We start from the raw sequence: 20,987 nt of genomic DNA, 5'->3' as shown, positions 1-20,987 counted from the left end.
GAACTGAAAGGCTTTTTTACTTGTATAAAAAGAAGACTTAGATTTTCTTGTCTAGCAACGCCATATAGAATCCGTCATAACCACTTTTAGAAGCGTATATTTTTTTGTCTTTTACTAAGCTAAAATCTTTACCTTCTTCAGACTTCAAGAAAGATTGAACCTGATGACTGTTTTCTTGAGGTAGAATAGAACACGTAGCATATACCATTTTACCACCAGGTTTAACAATTTTACTGTAGCTTCTAATAATATCGTGTTGTGTCTTCACAATTTTATCAAGAAACTCTGGCTGCATTTTCCATTTAGAATCTGGGTTTCTTCTTAAAACTCCCAATCCTGTACAAGGGGCATCGATAAGAACTCTATCGGCGCTACCATAAAGTTTTTTATAAACTTTAGAAGAATCTATTTCACGAACTTCAATATTATGAGCACCATTACGTCTAGCACGTCTTTTAAGTTCTTTCAATTTACTTCCGTAAATATCCATAGAGATCAATTGACCTTTATTTTCCATTAAAGCAGCTAAGTGTAAAGATTTACCACCGGCACCGGCACATGTATCAACCACACGTTGCCCTGGTTCTATATCTAAAAATTCTGCAACTAATTGAGACGAGGCATCTTGAACTTCAAACATTCCGTTTTTAAAAGCTTGGGTAACAAAAACATTTGCTCTCTCAACCAATTTCAATGCAGAAGCATAACCTTTTATAGGCTCTGCAACGATATTTTCATCTAAAAGTGCTTTACGTAATTCTTCTTTTGTAGTTCGTAACGTATTTGTACGTAAAATTACTTCAGCAGGCTCGTTAAGTTTTGCAAGCTCTTCGGTCCATAATTTTTCACCTAAGGCTTTTTCACATAACTCATCGATCCAATCTGGCACCGCTTCTCTATATTTTCTTATTTGAGAAAGCTCATCGAATTTACCTTTAATTCTTCTTTCTGGTGTTGGTTCGATTTGTTTCCAATCTGGTAATTTAATTCCTTTTAAAACAGCCCAAACTGCCCACATGCGAAACAAATCTGGTCTACTGTATGGTGCTTTTATTTCGGCTATTTCAGTATATAAACGTTTGTAACGTACCATTTCATAAGTGGTCTCTGCAATAAAGCCACGATCACGCGCACCCCAACGTTTGTCATATTTAAGCACTTTTTGAACCACCTTATCGGCATATTCATTTTCGTTAAATACAAGGTTTAAGGCGTCTATAACGGCAAACACCAAATTTCTGTGTAATTTCATTAGAATAGATATTATTACTTTGTCAGAAGATTTGAAGCCGTCATTGTAGCGATTACAGTTTAGATTAGCTAATGTCCTCTAAAAAATTATGGCTGCAAAGGTATTGTTTTAGAAGCGATTCCATTTATTTTTGATCAACTTTATACCATATTCCTATGCGTTACACCATTCTTTTAATTGTTTTAGTGGTTTCATGTTCAGAAAGTGTACAGCCAACTGCATTTAATTCGGTAGGTATAAAAACTATATATTCAGATTCTGTTAGCATTCGAGCTATAGAACTCATGGGTAATAGTTTAGCCTTCGCTGCAAATAAAGGCACTTTTGGTACTGTAGATTTAACTTTTGGAAAAGTGCGTGCGAATATTGAAAAATACCATACCAGCGTACCTGCGTTTAGAGCAGTGGCACATACAGCTAACGATTTCTTTATGCTATCTATAGAATCGCCAGCACTATTGTACAAAACGGGAGATAACGGTCAAATGGAATTGGTGTATAAAGAGGAGGGAGAAGGCGTGTTTTATGATGCCATGACCTTTTTGAATGATAAGGATGGAATTGCAATAGGAGATTCTGTCGACGGATGTTTAAGTGTTATCATAACTTCGGATGGTGGAAACACGTGGTCTAAGCTACCATGTTCTCAATTGCCAGAAGGTATAGAAGGTGAGGGGGCTTTTGCGGCTAGTAATACAAATATCAAAACAATAGGTGATAATATTTGGATTGCAACCACATCTGGAAGAATTCTGTTTTCTTCGGATAAAGGGAATTCATGGGAAACTTATCAGACTCCTATCAAAAATGCCGAGACAACTGAGGGTATTTATTCCATTGATTTCTATGATGAAAATTTAGGATTTGCCATTGGTGGAGACTACACCAATCCGGATACTTCGTTAGCTAACAAAGCAATTACAAAAGATGGTGGAAAAACTTGGAGCTTGGTAGCTGACGGTAATGCCCCAGGTTACAAAAGTTGTGTACAATTTGTACCTGGATCAAATGGTACCGGACTCGTAGCCATAGGTTTTACAGGGATATCGTATTCCTCGGATATGGGTAAAAATTGGAAAGAACTATCAAAAGAGCCTTTCTTTACCATACGCTTTCAGAACGATTCTATTGCTTATGCGGCGGGTAAGAACCGTATATCTAAATTAACTTTCAGGTAATTATCTTCCGCCTTTATTCTGGCGATACTGTTTCATTAATTGACGTTTAAATTCCTCTTCGGATCTTAAAAGTAAGAGTGTTTTTTTGGCAGAAATAACTTTAGATACATTCTTAAGAAAATTAGCATCTAACACTTCTTCTTCTTCCTCAATTTGTATATGTAAGGCTAATAGGTTTTCAGCCTCTTTTTCTGTCAGCGCATCGGTATCTTTCATTTTACCTCTGATCTGGTTATGACTCTTTTTGCGTAAAATATTTCTTTTTTCTTGATACTCATTGTAAACAGGCCAAAACTGTTGAGCTTCTTTGGTGCTTAGAGAAAGTTTTTCGGTAATGAAAGCAACTTTTAGCGTGTTTATCTTTTCCCAATCTTGGTTTCTTTGTCCAAAAGATAGGGTAGTAACAAAAAGGAATATGATTATTATAAATTTATTCATTGTCTTCAATATTTAATTCATCAAAATCACTTACGTTTTCATTTAAGTAATCTAGTAGATTATCGCTCTCAATAGGCGAACTTAAAAAATCTGAATATTCAGTATTCGTTACTGGTAAAACTTCAGCAATCTCGTAAGGTGAAAGCTCAAAATCGTTATTTTCAAAATAGGCTTCAATATCAGCATTCGCTAAATCACTGAAACTTAATTCACTGGATGGGCTCCAATTGTAATTTAAAGCTATAATTGCAATAGCGGCAATTGAAGCAGCTACAGCTATTATTTTCTTAATTGGAAAAAGCGAAATTACTTTTGGTTCATTATCAAGTTTTCCTTTAAGAGATTCATTGAACGATTCAAAATAATTATCAGGCACCTTAAACGCGCTATCTTTTGGGATAGTGCTTTCAGTTTTAGATAATTTATCCATTAGTTTATCTTCAAAGCTATCGAAATAGCCTTCTGGAATTTTAAACGGATTATTTTTGTTTTTGTTCATGATACTAGTTTGACAATCAATTGTATAAAAGGTTTAATCTTCTTTTAAATACTGTTCCAATTTTTTTACTGCTAAATGGTAAGAAGCTTTTAATCCGCCTACCGAAGTATTCAATATTTCTGAAATCTCTTCATATTTCAATTCCTGAAAATACTTCATGTTGAAAACCAACTTTTGTTTTTCAGGAAGTGTTGCAATAGCTTTTTGAAGTTTAAGTTGAATTTCATCTCCTTCAAAATACACATCAGCTCTTAAATTAGATACTAATTTATCTTGATAGTTAGTATCTGAAACACCTTGCATTTTTGCTTTTTGCTTAATAAAATTTAAAGCCTCGTTAGTTGCAATACGGTACATCCAAGAAAAGAGTTTACTGTCTCCTTTAAATCCGTCTATATTTTTATAAACTTTAATAAAAGTGTTCTGCAAAACATCATCAGCATCGGCATGGTTTAAAACAATACTTCGTATTTGCCAATACAAGCGCTCTTTGTAGGTATTTACTAATACCTCGAAAGCCTGTGCTTGCTTGCTTTTAGTTTTTAAATCTAATACTAATGTTTCCTCTTCAATCACCTAGAAATGAGGTTTGTTTATCCTTAGACCATGAAATTAGAAAAAGGTTTAATCATTCCGTAGGGTATTTTATAATATTTAATAGGTATACAAATATTTATATATTCTATCCGTTGTAAAATAAACCAAAACTTAATTTTATGATTTTAAAGAAGATTTTTTTATTAGTATGCTTTTTAACGGTATCAATTACTATTATCTCATGTAGTGACGATAATGAAGATGTAATTATCGAAGGCTTAACTGAGCAAACAGAAGAAGAGGAGGAAGTAATAGTAGAAGAAGAAACCCAAAGCGAAGAAGAGGCTGAGGAGGAAGCAGAAGAAGAAACCGAGGAGGAAGTAGAAGAAGAGGTAGTTGCGGAAGAAACTGAAGAGCAAGCTGAAGAATTGTCGAGTTATGTTTTATATGAAAATGTGGAGTTCATAGTTGATACTGATGGGTTGGATACTAAGCGTTTCTTTTCAACAAGTACTGGAAATTTATACACATACAATGAAATTGATGCAGAAATAGCACCAACTATTGATTTAGCTTGGTATGATATGAGTCCATCAAACTCTGGCTTTTTATTTTGGATGAGTCCAGATGATTTGTTTCAAGATGAGCAAATAGAAGGCGGTACAACGACTAAAATGGAAAATACAGCTGATCAAATGACTGTTGAAGAATTTGATGCAATTGCTGATGAAAGTTCGCTTATAGATTTAGTAATTGAAAATGAAGATGAGGCAATGGGACCACAAGATTATCCGACAATTGTTTTATTTGAGAATGCAGCGGGACACAAAGGAGCTATTAAAATGAAAAGTAACGACGGTCAAATTATGATTGTCGATATTAAAGTTGCTCGATAGTTTCGTGTTATTCATAAAAAATCAAAGCCATCTAAAAAGATGGCTTTTTAATTCGTAAACATTTCTAATGTAGCTGGTTTGTAGTCTTAAGCCAACGATTGCATTTGTACTAATTTCTTGTATGTACCATTAAGCTCTAAAAGTTCAGCATGAGTGCCTTGCTCTACAATCTCGCCCTTTAAAAGTACTACAATCGTATCTGCATTTTGAATGGTAGAAAGCCTGTGTGCAATGACAATAGAAGTTCTGTTCTTCATCATTTTTTCAAGTGCATCTTGTACTAAACGCTCACTTTCAGTATCCAAAGCAGATGTAGCTTCGTCCAAAATCATTATCGGTGGATTCTTTAATACCGCTCTTGAAATAGACAAACGTTGCTTTTGACCGCCACTTAATTTATTACCGCTATCACCAATATTAGTGTCATAGCCATTCGGTAAATCCATGATAAAATCGTGGGCATTTGCAATTTTAGCGGCTGCAATAATTTCTTCGTCAGTAGCATTTTCTTTTCCTAATCCGATGTTATTTTTAACAGTGTCGTTAAATAAAATAGAATCTTGAGTAACCAAGCCTAATAAAGCTCGAAGCGATTTTTTACTGAGGTTTTTAATGTTATTCCCGTCAATACTAATATCTCCTTCATTAACGTCGTAAAAACGAGTAACAAGATTAGCAATAGTACTTTTTCCACTACCAGATTGCCCTACTAAGGCAACTGTTTTACCTTTTTCAACAGTTAAGTTGAAATTCTTCAACACATAATCATCTTCATATTTGAATGAGATATTGTTGATGTTAACGGCTGTATTAAAAGTTTCTTGTTGAATAGGATTTTCAATTTCAGAAATCGGATTTTCTGTCTCTAAAATCTCTAATACACGTTCGGCTGCGGCATTACCTTTTTTGACACTGTAAGAAGCTTTGCTAATTGCTTTTGCGGGAGTTAATATTTGATATGACAATGTCATGTAGGTTATGAATAAACTACCTTCAAGCGTTTTATCTACTAGTACCATTTGACCGCCATACCATAGAATTACGCCAATGGCAGCAATTCCAAAAAATTCACTTGTAGGTGAAGCTAAGTTTTGTCTATTAAGTAGGCTATTTGAAAAATTGAAAAATCTTTTAGTAGAAGCTTGAAATTTTTTGGCAAAAACAGACTCGGCATTAAATGCTTTTATAACTCGTAATCCGCCTAATGTTTCTTCTAAAATGGATAAGAAGTAGCCTTGTTCTTGTTGAACCTTATCTGATTTTCGCTTTAATGATTTTCCGATTAAGGAGATTAGAAATCCCGAAAGTGGAAGAAATAGAAATACGAACAATGTTAATTTCGGACTAATGGCCAGCATAGCTATTATCGTAAATACAATCGTCAAAGGTTCTCTTACAATTAGTTCTAAAATAGATAAAAATGAATGTTGAATCTCTAGTACATCTGAAGTAATACGCGCAATCGTATCACCTTTTCTTTTTTCAGAATAATACGAAATAGGTAGTTCTACAGTTTTGTCATAAAGTTCATTACGTAGATCTTTAAGTACGCCATTACGTAAAAACGTGATGAAATACATGGCTAAATAATTAAACAAATTCTTTAAAAGGAACATGGTGATAATTAAACCAACCATTACCATAAGCACTTCGCCAGGGTCGTTATCTTTACTTCGTTCCGTAACGAAATAGTTTAGATAGTCTGTACCATAATCCTTTAAATCAGAAAAGCCATTCCATTTTGGTTTGGAATATACTTCTTCTGTTTTGTCAAAAAGAACTGTCAACATTGGAAATAACGAAATCATGGCCAATGTTGAAAACAGTGCATAAAAGATGTTAGATATAATGTTTAGAATAGCATATATCTTGTAAGGCTTCGCAAAGCGAAGAATCTTTTTGAAATAGTTCATTAAGCTAAATTAAGCTCAGCAAGAATGCTCTTGACTTTATTGTCAAGTTCTGCTGCCACTTTTTTATAATCTTCAGTTTTTTCTAATTTCGTATTCGTGCTGATGTAGAATTTCACCTTAGGTTCCGTTCCACTTGGTCTTGCTGCTATTCTTGTACCATCTTCAGTTTCGTAAATTAAAACATTAGATTTTGGTATATCAATAGTTTTCTCTTCGCCAGTCAATACATTTTTAGCAATTGAAGTATTATAATCTTCAATCCACTTTACTTTAGAACCAGCAACAGATTCCACCGGATTTTCCTTGAAATCTTTCAACATCTGCTTAATTTCTTCAGCACCACTAATCCCTTTTTTGGTAATAGAAACTAAATGCTCTTTGTAGAAGCCATAATCAACATAACATTGAATTAAGTCTTTATAGAAAGAGCTACCATTAGCTTTCGCCTGACTAGCAATTTCACACGCCAATAGGGTAGAGGTAACCGCATCTTTATCGCGAACAAAATCACCTACCATATAACCAAAGCTTTCTTCACCACCACCAATAAAATCTGACTGTGGGAAATCTTTGATCATTTTACCGATCCATTTAAAGCCAGTAAGCGAAGTTTTAAATTCTACTCCGTATGCCTTAGCCATAGCCTCCATCATTGGGGTAGATACTATTGTTGTCGCAATAAATTCATTGCCTTTAAATCCTTTTTCTTTTCTCTTTTCAAGAAGAAATTTTGTCATTAAAACCATAGCTTGGTTTCCGTTGACAATTTCCATTTCTCCATCAAGATTACGAACGGCAATACCTAAACGGTCACTATCTGGATCTGTACCTACAACCATATCAGCACCAATTTCTTCAGCCTTTTTAACAGCCATAGAAAGCGCCTCAGGTTCCTCAGGATTCGGAGACTTTACCGTTGGGAAGTTTCCGTCAGGTTTAGCCTGTTCTTCGATAATAGTTACATTTTCATATCCGCCACGTTTTAATACTTCTGGTATAGCTGTTATTGAAGTTCCGTGTAATGATGTAAAAACAATTTTGAAATCATCTTTACCAGCAGCATTAAAGTTTCCTGCAGCTACAGACTGTGAGATAAAAGCTTCATCTACTTCCTTATCAATTACTTGAATAAGGCTATCATTTGCATCAAACTTTATATCTTCAAAATCAAGAGAGTTGATTTCAGAAATTATAGCTCCGTCTTGTGGAGGTACAATTTGTCCGCCATCTGTCCAATATACCTTATACCCATTATATTCTGGTGGGTTATGAGATGCTGTAAGTACAATACCGGCATGGCAGTTTAAATGTCTAACTGCAAATGAAAGTTCTGGAGTAGTACGCAAATCTGAGAAAAGGTAAACTTTAATGTTGTTTGCAGAAAATACTTCAGCTACAATTCTAGCTAGTGTATCACTATTATGACGGCAATCAAAAGCGATAACCACTTTAATTTCTTCCCCTTTATATACCTTATTAAGGTAATTGCTAAGTCCCTGTGTGCTTTTACCCAATGTATATTTGTTAATACGATTGGTGCCCACGCCCATAACGCCTCGCATACCGCCAGTACCGAATTCCATATTTTTATAGAAACGGTCGTTCAGTTCTTCTTTATCGTTGGCGATAAGGTGTTCAATTTCTTTTTTTACAGCTGGGTCGAAAAAATCGGTTAGCCAGGTTTTAGCAGTATCAAGGATGTTATCCATTTGGTTTATAGTTTTATGTGCATTTAAGTTAGTAAGAATTTTACTATTGTAAAAGTGCTGTGTTTATTTCTTCTGAAACGATATATCTTTTTTCTTCTTTCTTAGAACGTATTAATATTTCACCAAGAAAACCAGCTAAGAACAATTGTGTTCCTATAACCATGGCTATCAGTGAAATATAAAATTGTGGTCGGTCTGTAATTAATCTTCCAAACTTGTTGATGAATAATTTATCGATACCCAAATAGATAGCAAATCCAAATCCGATCAAAAACATTAAAACGCCCAATGCTCCAAATAAGTGCATAGGTCGTTTACCGAATCTAGATACGAACCAAATGGTCAGTAAATCTAGAAAGCCATTTATGAAACGTTCCATTCCGAATTTTGTTTTACCGTATTTACGAGCTTGGTGTTGAACTACCTTTTCTCCAATTTTCGAAAAACCGGCATTTTTTGCAAGAACAGGTATGTATCTGTGCATTTCGCCAGATACTTCAATGTTCTTTACAACATCATGCGCGTATGCTTTTAGACCACAGTTGAAATCATGTAATAGAACACCAGATGTTCTTCTAGCTGCCCAATTGAATAATTTTGAAGGCGTGTTTTTAAAGACGATAGAATCGTAGCGTTTCTTTTTCCAGCCAGATACCAATTCGTAACCTTCGTTGGTTATCATATGATATAATTCCGGAATTTCTTCTGGGTTATCTTGCAGATCGGCATCCATAGTGATGATAACATCGCCGCTTACGGCTTTAAATCCGGCATGTAGTGCTTGCGATTTACCGAAGTTGCGTAAAAAATGAATTCCTTTAACTGAAGGATTCTGTTTTGATAGTTCAGAAATTATACTCCATGAACTATCGGTACTGCCATCATCAACAAATAGTATTTCATAAGAAAAATGATTGGCTTGCATCACAGATACAATCCAATCATGAAGTTCTTTAAGTGATTCTTCTTCGTTAAGTAAAGGAATTACTATTGATAATTGCATGCGTTATATAAGTATTCCTGTCAAAAGTACGAATTAGTTCAGATTTTCTTGTTTTTTAATAATTAATGCTGGTATTATAGACCCAATGAAACCAAGAATAATTGAAAAAATAAGACCCATTCCAAGCTGTTTAAAAGGGTTTTGATTTTTTTGATCTTCCATTGCTTTATCAACGTCATTTTTGGACATCCCTGCATCTAGCATCATTTCCGAGGCATAATTAATTGCTTTTTCAGTTGTTTCAGGGTCAATAATTTCAGTAAGTATAAAATTAAAAAGAATGCCAATAATTCCAGAAACAAGAGCTACCCCAACACCAATTTTTAAACCTTGCCGAAATGAGATTAAGTCGTTATTAACTTTTCTAAATTCTATCATGGCTAAACTTCCTCCCACAACGATAAAGGTTAAGGAAAGTAAAAGATTAATAAATAATCTTTTGAGGTCAATTTGATAATGCAAATCTTGAGAATAGAGCATCAAGCTAAGAACAATACCGATAACCCCTAGTATTATACCGTATTTTAATGCAAACTTTCCTGTTTTTGGTTGATTCTCTTCCATAATAAATATTGGTTTAAGGTTGACTTTCTAAGTTAGTATATAGAAAACTTATTTTGTTACAAAAGTGCTAAAATTTAATTTTAATATTTTTTTTGATTTCTAATTGTGCATTTGTATAATTTCACTATTTTTGCAGCCTTAAAATGAGTGCCCGTCGGAATGGGTGCGTTAAAGTTTTTAAAATGAAAAAAGACATACACCCAGAAAATTATAGAATCGTGGCCTTTAAGGACATGTCTAATGAAGAAGTATTTTTGACCAAATCAACAGCTGACACTAAAGAGACTTTAGATGTAGATGGTGTTGAGTATCCATTGGTAAAATTGGAAATTTCAAGAACTTCTCACCCGTTTTACACTGGTAAAGCTAAATTCTTGGATACAGCAGGTCGTATCGACAAGTTCAAGAACAAGTACAAGAAATTCGTTAAAGAAGAGAAAAAAGAAGAAGAATAGTATTCTTATTCTTACTATTAAATATAACGCCTTCGAAATTTTCGAAGGCGTTTCTTTTGCATTTAACTTTTAAATAAAGGAAGTTATCTATTAAATATAGATGCTCTACGGATATTTGTTAATTTTGAAAAAAATCATCTTGTATGAACTTTATTCTTTTTGATGGTCCTCGTAGGAATCATCTTTTACCTTTCACTTTTACGCGTCCTGTTTCAGAAATTCGAGTAGGCATTATGACCTTAAAAGAGCGTTGGGAAGCATTTTTAAAAGTTTCGGTAACATCTTTGACCGAAGAATATTTAAGTGTAAAATATCCTGTTAATCTAGAAGATTCTAATGTTTTTATAGATGCTTCGGTATTACCCTCTAACGAGTTGCTAAAGGCGGTTAAAGCTTTGCGGTCGGGCGAAAAGCTAATGTTAGGCGAATTGATAATCGCTTATTTAGCTGCAACTTCTAAAACTGCAGATGAATTAAGTGATTTTAATATAGTTGAATTTAAGGGTGATATAGTTCAAATCAATAATACTTGGGATATTTTCGATAAAAACGCAGATATCTTACAGTTCGATTTTAATCTCATTACAAAGGGTCGAAAGAGTCAACCCATATCAAGTACCAACCAATTAATTCACCCAGAGCGTATATTTCTAGAAGAAGGAGCAAAGGTTGAGTTTAGTATACTAAATGCTACCGACGGACCTATTTACTTAGGTAAGAATTCTGAAATTTGGGAAGGTAGCCTTATACGTGGTGGTTTGGCACTTTGTAATAATGCTATCATAAAGATGGGCGGTAAGCTCTATGGAGCAACTACTATTGGTCCGTTTAGTAAAGTATGTGGTGAAGTTAGTAATTCGGTTATTTTTGGATATTCAAGTAAAGGTCATGAAGGGTACTTGGGTAATGCTGTGTTAGGGGAATGGTGTAATATAGGTGCAGATTCAAATAACTCAAACCTAAAAAATAATTATGCTAAAGTCCGTTTGTGGAATTACGCCACAGAGAGTTTCGAACAAACAGGGTTGCAATTTTGTGGTCTAATGATGGGTGATCATAGTAAGACCGCTATTAATACCATGTTTAATACTGGTACTGTGATAGGGGTAAATTCGAATATTTACGTTCCTGGGTTTCCTAGAAATTTTGTTCCTAGTTTTAGTTGGGGTGGTGCATCTGGGTTTACGGCATATCAACCTGCAAAAGCATTTGATGCTGCTAAAGTAATGATGGCTAGAAGAGGGGTGGAGTTTGATGAAGTTGAAGCCAATATTTTAACCCATGTATTTGAAGTAACAAAAAAATGGAGAAAGTATTAAATATTTAGAATTGAAATTCAATTATTTAGCGTGTTACTGCTAATTGTAGTTTAGGTATTTTTAAACGCTCAAAGAGATTATTAGATGAAGAAAAAAGTGGCTTTTTACACTTTAGGATGTAAGTTGAACTTTTCAGAAACATCTACCATAGCCCGAAGTTTTGCAGACGAGGGGTTTGATAGGGTAGACTTTTCAGAAGAGGCAGATATGTATGTTATTAATACATGTTCTGTAACCGATAACGCGGATAAAAAATTTAAGACTATAGTTAAGAAAGCGCAGAAGATAAATCCCGATGCTTTTATTGCTGCTGTGGGTTGTTATGCGCAATTAAAACCAGAAGAACTTGCTGATGTCGATGGGGTAGATTTGGTTTTAGGGGCTACAGAAAAATTTAAGATTACCGATTATATAAACGATTTAACCAAAAATGATCACGGTAAGGTTCATTCTTGTGAAATAGCAGATGCCGATTTTTACGTTGGTAGTTATGCTATTGGTGATAGAACAAGAGCTTTCTTAAAAGTTCAAGATGGTTGTGATTATAAATGTACTTACTGTACAATTCCTCTAGCGCGTGGTATTTCTCGAAGCGATACTTTAGAAAATGTATTAAAAAATGCGGCCGATATATCAGAGCAGGGTATTAAAGAAATTGTATTAACCGGTGTAAATATAGGTGACTACGGTAAAGGAGAGTTTGGTAATAAAAAACATGAGCATACTTTTTTGGATCTTGTTACGGCTTTAGACGATGTTGAGGGTATTCATCGTTTGCGAATCTCTTCAATAGAGCCCAATCTTTTAAAGAACGAAACAATTGAGTTTGTTTCTCAAAGTAAAACATTTGTCCCTCATTTTCATATTCCTCTGCAGAGCGGTAGTGATGATCTTCTTAAGTTAATGAAGCGGCGTTATATGACAAATCTTTATAAAGAACGTGTAGCGAAGATTAGAGAGGTAATGCCGAATTGCTGTGTTGGAGTTGATGTAATCGTTGGTTTCCCTGGTGAGACAGAAGAACATTTTTTAGAAACGTATCACTTTCTGAATGATTTAGATGTTTCTTATTTACATGTTTTTACGTATTCAGAAAGAGATAATACTCCCGCTGCTACAATGGATGGTGTTGTGTCTAATAAAGTAAGGAGTAAAAGGAGTAAAATGTTACGCGGATTATCTGTAAAGAAGAGACGAGCGTTCTATGAGAGTCAGTTAGGTAACGAGTTAACCGTATTGTTTGAGGGTGAGAATAAAGAAGGCTATATTCATGGGTTTACTGAGAATTACGTAAAAGTAAAATCACCTTGGAATCCTGAATTGGTGAATACTTTACACCAAGTTAGGCTTACTGAAATAGATAAAGATGGTTTGGTTCGTTTTGAATTTGTGAACGTACAAGTAGAAGCATAAAAAAAGCCTTTCGATTGAAAGGCTTTAAATTTTTTAGATACGAATACCGATAGGCAGCATTTCTTTATACTGTCTTCTATTTTTTCGTAGAAATCCGGCGATATGTGGGCTTGTTGGTACAACCCTAAGATTTCTTTCTTGAATTATACTTAGAACGGCTTTGATGAAGTTTTCTCTGAAATCTTCATCTGTAATTTCTTCAGGAACAACTAACTTGGTAAGGAAAACTTTTCGTTCTTGAGAAGAATATTCAATTCTGGCAAGATGACCATCTACAGTAGTTTCAAATTGGCGCAGAAAAGAATTGTCATTAATGATAACATCGTTCATATAGATAATTTTAGTGTTGCTATTAGACAAAAAAATTACGATGTTCTCATATCGTAATTCCTCGTTTATAAAATGCTGTACAGATTATATGACATGTAAAAACATGTGTTTTTCGCATTCTCTTACAAAACTAGTTAAAAAATACTTAATTTCCTAGTTTTTACTACGTTTCGTGACTATGATAGATAATATAATTCATGTGTATTGTATGCCAGGTATGGCAGCAAGTCCTACAATTTTTGAATATATACAATTGCCCGAAGAGAGATTTGAACTGCATTTGTTAGAATGGAGTATTCCTACAAAAGATATTTCATTTAGTGAGTACGCTAAAAATATGTGTAAACTCGTACAACATAAAAATGTTGTATTGTTGGGGGTTTCGTTGGGCGGACTCCTAGTTCAAGAAATGACTAAATATATAGAGGTAAGAAAAGTAATAATTGTGTCAAGTGTTAAAACTAGATATGAGCTGCCAAAGCGTATGATGTTTGCTAGGTATACAAGTGTTCATAAATTACTGCCTACGGGGTTGGTGAACAATGTAGAATTACTGGTAAAATATGCTTTCGGTGAAAGTGTAACAAAGCGGTTATCACTGTATGAAAAATATTTATCCGTTAGAGATAAAAGCTATATAGATTGGAGTATAAATGAGTTGGTAAATTGGAAACAAGAGGTGCCGTGCAAAAAATTAGTTCATATACATGGCGAAAAAGACACAGTTTTTCCTATCGCGAATATTAATAATTGTATACCTGTGGTCAATGGTACACATACTATGATTATACATAGGTCAAAGTGGTTTAACGAGAACTTGCCAACAATTATTTTGGAATAAGATAGTTCTATATATACCTTTGGTTCACTACAGATTGGGTAGAAATAATTTTAAATATAAAATTCATGAAAACTATTAAGAATATATTGATGTTGTTAGGTGTTGTATTTGTTGCAGGCACCTTGATATTTGCGGTACAAAGTACTGATGCTATAGCGGTAAAAGATAAAATTGTGGCGAATGATAGTGTCCAGAAAAACGTAGCGAAATCGTATAAAATTTCTTCAATTGATATTCCTCAAGACTTAAATTTTGCAGGAGAAGTGGTTCCGCAAGAAGATCCAGAAATTATGGAACGGGTAGACCGCGAGTTTTTGGTAAATACGTATTGGCAGTCTAACGCTTTGTTGCTAATTAAAAGAGCGAACAAGTTTTTTCCAATAATAGAACCAATACTGGCTAAAAATGGTATTCCAGATGATTTTAAATACTTAGCGGTTGCAGAAAGTGGTTTAACAAATGTAGTTTCGCCAGCAGGTGCCACAGGTTTTTGGCAGATAATGAGAGAAACAGGTAGGGAGTATGGTTTAGAGGTCAATTCGAATGTTGATGAACGTTACCATTTAGAAAAGTCTACAGAGGTTGCTTGTAAGTATTTAAATAGATGGAAAGATAAATATGGTAGTTGGGCTTTGACTGCAGCTGCGTATAATGCTGGTCCGGGAGCTATTAATAAATACATGGGTATTCAGCAAGTAGATAATTATTGGGATTTGTTATTGGGCGATGAAACCGGTAGGTATGTTTTTAGAATTATGGCAATAAAAGAAATTCTTGCCAATCCAGAAAAGTATGGTTTTCATGTCGAGCAAGAAGATATGTATAAAGCTATACCTACTTTTAATGTTGAGATTAATAAGCCAGTTACTGATTTTGCAGACTTCGCACAAGAGTACGAAATCAACTATAAAATTCTAAAACGACATAACCCATGGTTAAGAGAGCCACATTTAAACAATGGCTCTGGTAAAAAATACACTTTAGAAATCCCTAATAAAGGTTACTACAGAGAAACAAAATAAGACTTAGATTTTCTTCAGTTGTTGTTGCATCATTTTTATTTGATCTGTCAACATGTTGTTTTTATCTAATTTCTTTGCTTCGTTAAGCAGCATGGTCGCTTCTCTTTTACGACGCTTTTGCATTGAAATACCAGCTAAGCTTAACTTTGCCATGGCTACATCGTAATCCATCGTAAGACCAAGCTTAAGTGCTTTTTTAAAGTATTTTTCAGCTTGGGTTAGATTAGTTTGAGAGAAGATGATACCATGTAGATAGTTATAATAGCCTTGTTGTTTAACCGTTAATGCACCTTTAGGGTTTTTAATTTTATCTAACCAGTTTTTTGTGCCGGCTAAATCTTGTTTACGCATTTTTAAAAATGCTAACAATATAATCTCGTTTCTAAAATAAAGAAAAATAAAAATTAAGGATAGTAAGATTAAAAATATTCCATTTCCGATGTTACCTTCTATAAACTGGTACACAGAAAAAGCGATTATAAGTCCCGCAATGATTAATTTTAAATTTTTATTGAACATATTTTAAGTTTTTATTTCTCGATGATAGTTTGATTGTAAATTTGAAATTAATCATAACCCTAATAAAATAAAGCGATTTCGGCACTAAATTTAGATTCTGGCAAAATTAATCAAAAGCTTGGTTTTGTCACGTACGGATTAATAAAAATATTTTTTTTCATATCACTTGTTAAAGAAAAAACTCTTTGTATATTTGCGCCCAGTTTCACAGAGAATTCTGAATAATTTCATATTAAATAGAAAAGGTTTAAGAGATGCCCGGACAAAAAAGAACATATCAGCCGTCAAAAAGAAAGAGAAAGAACAAACATGGTTTTCGTGAGCGTATGGCTTCCGTAAATGGTAGAAAGGTTCTTGCAAGAAGAAGAGCAAAAGGAAGAAAGAAATTGACCGTTTCCTCTGAAACAAGACATAAGAAATAATGATTGCATAGTTTATAAAATATATAGGTGTTACTTTTTTAAAAGTAGCACCTTTTTTTTGTCCAATTCCCAAAATAAAAAGTAGTAAGATGCCCAAAAGAAAAGATTTAAACTCAATTTTATTAATAGGTTCAGGTCCTATTGTTATCGGTCAAGCATGTGAATTCGATTATGCAGGTAGTCAGTCTTTACGTTCGTTACGTGAAGATGGTATTGAAACTATTCTTATAAATAGTAACCCGGCAACTATTATGACGGATCCAACAATGGCGGATCATGTTTATTTAAAACCGTTAACAACAAAATCTATAATTGAGATATTAAAAGCTCATCCTCAAATAGATGCGGTATTACCAACCATGGGTGGTCAAACAGCGCTGAATCTTTGTATAGAAGCTGATAAGAAAGGAATTTGGGAAGATTTCGGGGTAGAATTAATAGGTGTAGACATTGATGCAATAAATATTACTGAAGATAGAGAGCAATTTAGAGAGCTAATGTTGAAGATAGGTGTAGGCATGGCACCACAAGCTACAGCGACCTCTTTCTTAAAAGGTAAAGAGATAGCTCAAGAATTTGGATTTCCTTTAGTAATAAGAGCTTCTTACACACTTGGTGGGGCAGGAGCTTCTATAGTGTACAAGCCAGAAGATTTTGACGAGCAATTAAGTTATGGTCTAGAGATTTCACCAATTCATGAAGTAATGATCGATAAAGCCCTAATGGGGTGGAAAGAATATGAGTTAGAATTGCTTAGGGATAAAAACGATAATGTTGTTATCATATGTGCTATTGAGAATATGGATCCAATGGGTATTCATACCGGAGATTCTATAACAGTAGCCCCCGCAATGACACTTTCAGATAGAACTTATCAGAAAATGCGTGATATGGCTATACATATGATGCGTAGTATAGGTGATTTTGAAGGCGGATGTAATGTGCAATTTGCAGTTAGTCCTGATGAAAAAGAAGATATTATAGCGATTGAAATCAACCCTAGAGTATCAAGGTCTTCTGCTTTAGCATCAAAAGCAACTGGGTATCCGATTGCAAAAGTGGCTACTAAATTAGCAATAGGTTATACATTGGATGAATTAGATAATCAGATTACAAAATCTACATCCGCATTATTTGAACCGACATTAGATTATGTTATCGTAAAAATACCACGTTGGAACTTTGATAAATTTGAGGGATCTGACCGTACTTTAGGTCTGCAGATGAAGTCTGTGGGAGAAGTTATGGGTATTGGTCGCTCATTTCAAGAAGCATTGCATAAAGCAACCCAATCTTTAGAGATTAAACGAAATGGGTTAGGTGCCGATGGTAAGGGTTACAAAAATTATGAGCAAATTATAAGTAAACTTACCATACCTAGTTGGGATCGTGTTTTTGTTATTTATGATGCAATACAAATAGGTATTCCATTAAGTAGAATACATGAAATCACAAAAATTGATATGTGGTTTCTTAAGCAGTATGAAGAGCTTTATATTTTAGAAAAGGAAATATCTAAATTTACTATTTCAACAATTTCAAAAGAATTATTGTTAGAAGCGAAACAAAAAGGATTTGCGGACCGGCAAATTGCCCACATGTTAGATTGTTATGAAAGTGAGGTTTATAATAAGAGAACTGAGCTTAACATAAATAGGGTATATAAGCTTGTAGATACTTGCGCAGCAGAGTTTAAGGCAATGACTCCATATTACTATTCTACCTTTGAAGCGGAAATACAAAAGCCAGACGGTACACGATATGTTGAAAATGATAGTATAGTTTCTGATAAAAAGAAAATTGTAGTTCTAGGATCTGGACCGAACCGAATTGGTCAAGGTATAGAATTTGACTACTGTTGTGTTCACGGCGTTTTAGCAGCTGCGGAATGCGGTTATGAAACTATTATGATCAACTGTAACCCAGAAACGGTTTCAACTGATTTTGATACTGCAGACAAGCTGTATTTTGAGCCAGTTTATTGGGAACATATATATGACATTATTCGTCATGAAAAACCTGAGGGAGTAATCGTTCAATTAGGCGGACAAACAGCGCTTAAACTTGCTGAAAAGTTATCCAAATACGGAATTAAGATTATTGGTACAAGTTTCGAGTCTTTAGATTTAGCTGAGGATAGAGGTAGTTTTTCTGAGTTATTACAGAAGAATGATATTCCATTCCCTCAATTTGGAGTAGCGGAGACTGCTGAAGAAGCAATAACACTTTCAGATGAATTGGATTTTCCGTTATTAGTAAGACCATCTTATGTTTTAGGAGGTCAGGGAATGAAAATTGTAATTAATAAGGAAGAATTAGAAGAACATGTTGTTGATCTTTTAAGAAAAATACCAAATAACAAGTTATTGCTAGATCATTACTTGGATGGTGCTATAGAAGCTGAAGCAGATGCCATTTGCGATGGTGAAGATGTATATATCATTGGTATTATGGAGCATATTGAACCTTGTGGAATTCACTCTGGGGATTCAAATGCAACATTGCCACCATTTAACCTTGGTGAATTTGTTATGCAGCAAATTAAAGATCATACCAAGAAAATTGCTTTAGCGTTAAATACTGTAGGTCTTATCAATATTCAATTTGCTATCAAAGATGATATTGTATATATCATAGAAGCAAACCCTAGGGCGTCTCGTACGGTACCTTTCATTGCAAAGGCTTACAAAGAGCCTTATGTCAACTATGCAACGAAAGTAATGTTAGGAGAAAAGAAGGTAAAAGATTTTAACTTCAACCCTCAATTAGAAGGCTTTGCTATTAAGCAACCTGTATTCTCTTTCAATAAATTCCCGAATGTGAATAAGAATTTAGGTCCTGAAATGAAAAGTACAGGTGAAAGTATTCTGTTCATAGATAGTCTTAAAGATGATGAGTTTTACAACCTATATGCAAGGCGTAAAATGTATTTAAGTAAATAGTCTTTTTTCAAGACTTATGTTATAGTAGAAGGGAAACTTTAATATAATTAAAGTTTCCCTTCTGCATACAATCTTCTAATTTCTTTCTTATCAAACTTGCCAACACTAGTTTTTGGTACTTCATTTATAGTTACATAGTTATCAGGTATTTGATAACTGGCAAAATCTTTAGATAAAAACTCTTTCAGTTCTTCGGTCGATACAGGATTATTTTCATCAGTTAATACTAAAGTAGCCAAAGGTCTTTCAGACCATTTTTTATCTGGAATGGCGATTACGGCAGCTTCCTTAACCTTTGGATGGGACATTAACGCCAGTTCTAATGCAACACTAGAAATCCATTCGCCACCGCTTTTTATTAAATCTTTTGTACGATCTGTAATTTCCATGTAGCCGTTTTTATCAATGGTACTTACATCGCCTGTTCTAAACCAACCATCTTTGGTAAAGTTTTCTCGGCTATTAGTTTTAAAATAAGACTTAATGACCCAAGCTCCCTTCACCTGTAATTCGCCCATGGTTTTGCCATCACGTGGAGCTACTTTTCCGTCTTCTCCGATTATTCGCATTTCTATCCCTGGAAATTCAATTCCTTGTTTCGCACGGACCTTAATTTGTTCTTTTTCACTAAGTTCTTCATGTTTTCTCTGAAGTCTACTTGCTGTGCCAAGTGGTGAGGTTTCCGTCATTCCCCAAGCTTGAACTCCTCTAATGCCAAAGTCTTTTTCGAAATTTGCTATCAGGCTCGCGGATAACGCAGAACCACCTACTAAATATTCTTCTAAAGCTAGTTTTTTCTTTGGTGGATTCTTTTTCATTTCATCATATACTCCACGCCAAATAGACGGCACTCCGTTAGCTTTATTGATATTTTCACTTTCTAGAATTCTAATTATTGCATCTGGGCGTAAGTGAAGCGAAGGCATTACCATGTCTGAACCAGTTAAGAGGCACATATACGGAAACCCCCAAGCCATAACATGAAACTGAGGTACAATGAGTAGTATTATGTCATTATTACTGTAGTTGCCAGCATTTGGTGAAAGAATAGTCATGGCATGCAGGTAAGTAGATCGATGCGAATAAAGAACTCCTTTAGGCATTCCTGTAGTACCGCTCGTGTAACACATTCCACTAGCATCGTTCTCGTTAATGACTGGCCAATCTATAGTTTCTAATTGTTCGCCAATTAAATCTTCATAGTGCACAATATTTTGTAAACTAGTTGTAAAACCTTTAGGGGCATTGATGATAATATATTTTTCTACAGTTTCTAATTTCGGAGCAATTTTTTCTAAAAGAGGCACAAGGGTCGCATCTACAAAAATAACCTTGTCTTCAGAATGGTTGATTATAAACTCTGTTTGCTGAGATGATAATCTAATATTTATAGTGTGGCAAACCGCACCAATTCCCGGAATTCCGTAATAAAGCTCAACATGTTGATAATGATTCCATGCAAATGTGCCGACCATATCTCCTTTAGAGATTCCTAATTTATTTCGTAAGGCATTTGCAAGTTGACAGCAACGTTTGTATAGCTGACCATAGGTATATTCATGTCTACTACCATCCGGCAGGTAAGAGATTAATTTTTTGTCAGGAAATGCACTATTTGCATATTTTAAAATGGTATTAGTGGTAAGTGGGTAATCCATTATTAATCCGTTCATAAAAAATCTTTTAGTTTACGTAATTGCGTGTCTTATAAATTTAATCATTCTAAGTTAAGATA

The 20,987-nt window shown here is 34.3% G+C and carries 20 protein-coding genes; 9 read left to right on the top strand and 11 right to left on the bottom strand.

All coding sequences use genetic code 11. The features are described 5' to 3' along the window. Positions 1-37 precede the first annotated feature (37 nt). Positions 38-1,252, bottom strand: coding sequence for an RsmB/NOP family class I SAM-dependent RNA methyltransferase (locus CLV90_RS13040; RefSeq protein ID WP_133687900.1), 1,215 nt, complete (start codon positions 1,250-1,252; stop codon positions 38-40). Between the two features lie 155 nt (positions 1,253-1,407). Between CLV90_RS13040 and CLV90_RS13035 the strand changes: the two genes are divergently transcribed. Then, positions 1,408-2,430 (top strand): WD40/YVTN/BNR-like repeat-containing protein, encoded by a 1,023-nt coding sequence (locus tag CLV90_RS13035; RefSeq protein ID WP_133687899.1) that lies wholly within the window; start codon positions 1,408-1,410, stop codon positions 2,428-2,430. Here the strand turns inward: CLV90_RS13035 and CLV90_RS13030 are convergent, their stop codons facing one another. Genes CLV90_RS13030 through CLV90_RS13020 form a run of 3 tightly spaced genes read right to left on the bottom strand, consistent with a single transcriptional unit; the run spans position 2,431 to position 3,943 of the window. Further along, entirely contained in the window at positions 2,431-2,868 is a 438-nt protein-coding gene (locus CLV90_RS13030) for a hypothetical protein (protein WP_133687898.1), read from the bottom strand. Next, complete coding sequence (locus tag CLV90_RS13025) at positions 2,861-3,367, bottom strand: hypothetical protein (RefSeq protein WP_133687897.1); 507 nt, start codon at positions 3,365-3,367, stop codon at positions 2,861-2,863. Before CLV90_RS13025 ends, CLV90_RS13030 begins: the two co-directional genes overlap by 8 nt. A 33-nt stretch (positions 3,368-3,400) precedes the next feature. Further along, the gene (locus CLV90_RS13020) at positions 3,401-3,943 is read right to left on the bottom strand and encodes an RNA polymerase sigma factor (protein WP_133687896.1); all 543 of its coding nucleotides are present in this window, start codon (positions 3,941-3,943) and stop codon (positions 3,401-3,403) included. A gap of 140 nt (positions 3,944-4,083) precedes the next feature. Here CLV90_RS13020 and CLV90_RS13015 point away from each other — a divergent pair, with 140 nt between their 5' ends. Then, complete coding sequence (locus CLV90_RS13015) at positions 4,084-4,800, top strand: hypothetical protein (RefSeq protein WP_133687895.1); 717 nt, start codon at positions 4,084-4,086, stop codon at positions 4,798-4,800. An 86-nt stretch (positions 4,801-4,886) separates the two neighbouring features. Here CLV90_RS13015 and CLV90_RS13010 read toward each other — a convergent pair whose 3' ends face one another. Genes CLV90_RS13010 through CLV90_RS12995 form a run of 4 tightly spaced genes read right to left on the bottom strand, consistent with a single transcriptional unit; the run spans position 4,887 to position 9,989 of the window. Continuing rightward, positions 4,887-6,713 (bottom strand): ABC transporter ATP-binding protein, encoded by a 1,827-nt coding sequence (locus CLV90_RS13010; protein ID WP_133687894.1) that lies wholly within the window; start codon positions 6,711-6,713, stop codon positions 4,887-4,889. Next, positions 6,713-8,422: a phospho-sugar mutase gene (locus tag CLV90_RS13005; protein WP_133687893.1), complete on the bottom strand. Its 1,710-nt coding sequence runs from the start codon at positions 8,420-8,422 to the stop codon at positions 6,713-6,715. The genes CLV90_RS13010 and CLV90_RS13005 overlap by 1 nt, the downstream gene beginning before the upstream one ends. A gap of 43 nt (positions 8,423-8,465) precedes the next feature. Continuing rightward, positions 8,466-9,425, bottom strand: a complete 960-nt coding sequence (locus CLV90_RS13000; RefSeq protein ID WP_133687892.1) for a glycosyltransferase family 2 protein — start codon at positions 9,423-9,425, stop codon at positions 8,466-8,468. A gap of 33 nt (positions 9,426-9,458) precedes the next feature. Continuing rightward, entirely contained in the window at positions 9,459-9,989 is a 531-nt protein-coding gene (locus tag CLV90_RS12995; RefSeq protein WP_133687891.1) for a DUF4199 domain-containing protein, read from the bottom strand. Positions 9,990-10,171: 182 nt separating this feature from the next. Here CLV90_RS12995 and CLV90_RS12990 point away from each other — a divergent pair, with 182 nt between their 5' ends. The 3 genes from CLV90_RS12990 to mtaB all read left to right on the top strand — a co-directional run bounded on the left by CLV90_RS12990 (position 10,172) and on the right by mtaB (position 13,176). Continuing rightward, a complete protein-coding gene (locus CLV90_RS12990; RefSeq protein WP_133687890.1) occupies positions 10,172-10,444 on the top strand; it encodes a type B 50S ribosomal protein L31 in 273 nt (90 codons plus the stop codon). A gap of 143 nt (positions 10,445-10,587) precedes the next feature. Beyond that, positions 10,588-11,763, top strand: a complete 1,176-nt coding sequence (locus tag CLV90_RS12985) for a GlmU family protein (protein WP_133687889.1) — start codon at positions 10,588-10,590, stop codon at positions 11,761-11,763. Positions 11,764-11,847: 84 nt separating this feature from the next. Then, on the top strand, positions 11,848-13,176 hold the full coding sequence (gene mtaB / locus CLV90_RS12980; protein WP_133687888.1) for a tRNA (N(6)-L-threonylcarbamoyladenosine(37)-C(2))-methylthiotransferase MtaB: 1,329 nt from the start codon (positions 11,848-11,850) through the stop codon (positions 13,174-13,176). A gap of 33 nt (positions 13,177-13,209) precedes the next feature. On the opposite strand, the gene CLV90_RS12975 is transcribed toward mtaB, so the two are convergent. Continuing rightward, entirely contained in the window at positions 13,210-13,506 is a 297-nt protein-coding gene (locus CLV90_RS12975) for a GNAT family N-acetyltransferase (protein WP_133687887.1), read from the bottom strand. A gap of 178 nt (positions 13,507-13,684) precedes the next feature. On the opposite strand from CLV90_RS12975, the gene CLV90_RS12970 reads away from it, so the two are divergent. Then, complete coding sequence (locus CLV90_RS12970) at positions 13,685-14,347, top strand: alpha/beta hydrolase (RefSeq protein ID WP_133687886.1); 663 nt, start codon at positions 13,685-13,687, stop codon at positions 14,345-14,347. A gap of 65 nt (positions 14,348-14,412) precedes the next feature. Continuing rightward, entirely contained in the window at positions 14,413-15,369 is a 957-nt protein-coding gene (locus CLV90_RS12965) for a lytic transglycosylase domain-containing protein (RefSeq protein WP_133687885.1), read from the top strand. Positions 15,370-15,372: 3 nt separating this feature from the next. Here CLV90_RS12965 and CLV90_RS12960 read toward each other — a convergent pair whose 3' ends face one another. Next, positions 15,373-15,888, bottom strand: a complete 516-nt coding sequence (locus CLV90_RS12960) for a DUF2892 domain-containing protein (RefSeq protein WP_133687884.1) — start codon at positions 15,886-15,888, stop codon at positions 15,373-15,375. Positions 15,889-16,142: 254 nt separating this feature from the next. On the opposite strand from CLV90_RS12960, the gene rpmH reads away from it, so the two are divergent. Further along, on the top strand, positions 16,143-16,310 hold the full coding sequence (gene rpmH / locus CLV90_RS12955) for a 50S ribosomal protein L34 (protein WP_027067351.1): 168 nt from the start codon (positions 16,143-16,145) through the stop codon (positions 16,308-16,310). Between the two features lie 89 nt (positions 16,311-16,399). Beyond that, positions 16,400-19,252 carry a carbamoyl-phosphate synthase large subunit gene (carB, locus tag CLV90_RS12950; protein WP_133687883.1) on the top strand — a complete coding sequence of 951 codons (2,853 nt, stop codon included), beginning with the start codon at positions 16,400-16,402 and terminating at the stop codon, positions 19,250-19,252. Positions 19,253-19,299: 47 nt separating this feature from the next. Here the strand turns inward: carB and CLV90_RS12945 are convergent, their stop codons facing one another. Continuing rightward, positions 19,300-20,925: a long-chain fatty acid--CoA ligase gene (locus CLV90_RS12945; RefSeq protein ID WP_133687882.1), complete on the bottom strand. Its 1,626-nt coding sequence runs from the start codon at positions 20,923-20,925 to the stop codon at positions 19,300-19,302. Positions 20,926-20,987: the final 62 nt, after the last annotated feature.

Source organism: Maribacter spongiicola (assembly GCF_004364165.1).
Classification (GTDB): domain Bacteria; phylum Bacteroidota; class Bacteroidia; order Flavobacteriales; family Flavobacteriaceae; genus Maribacter; species Maribacter spongiicola.
The sequence above is the reverse complement of the archived record's forward strand: the minus strand, read 5'-3'. Positions and strand labels throughout refer to the sequence as shown.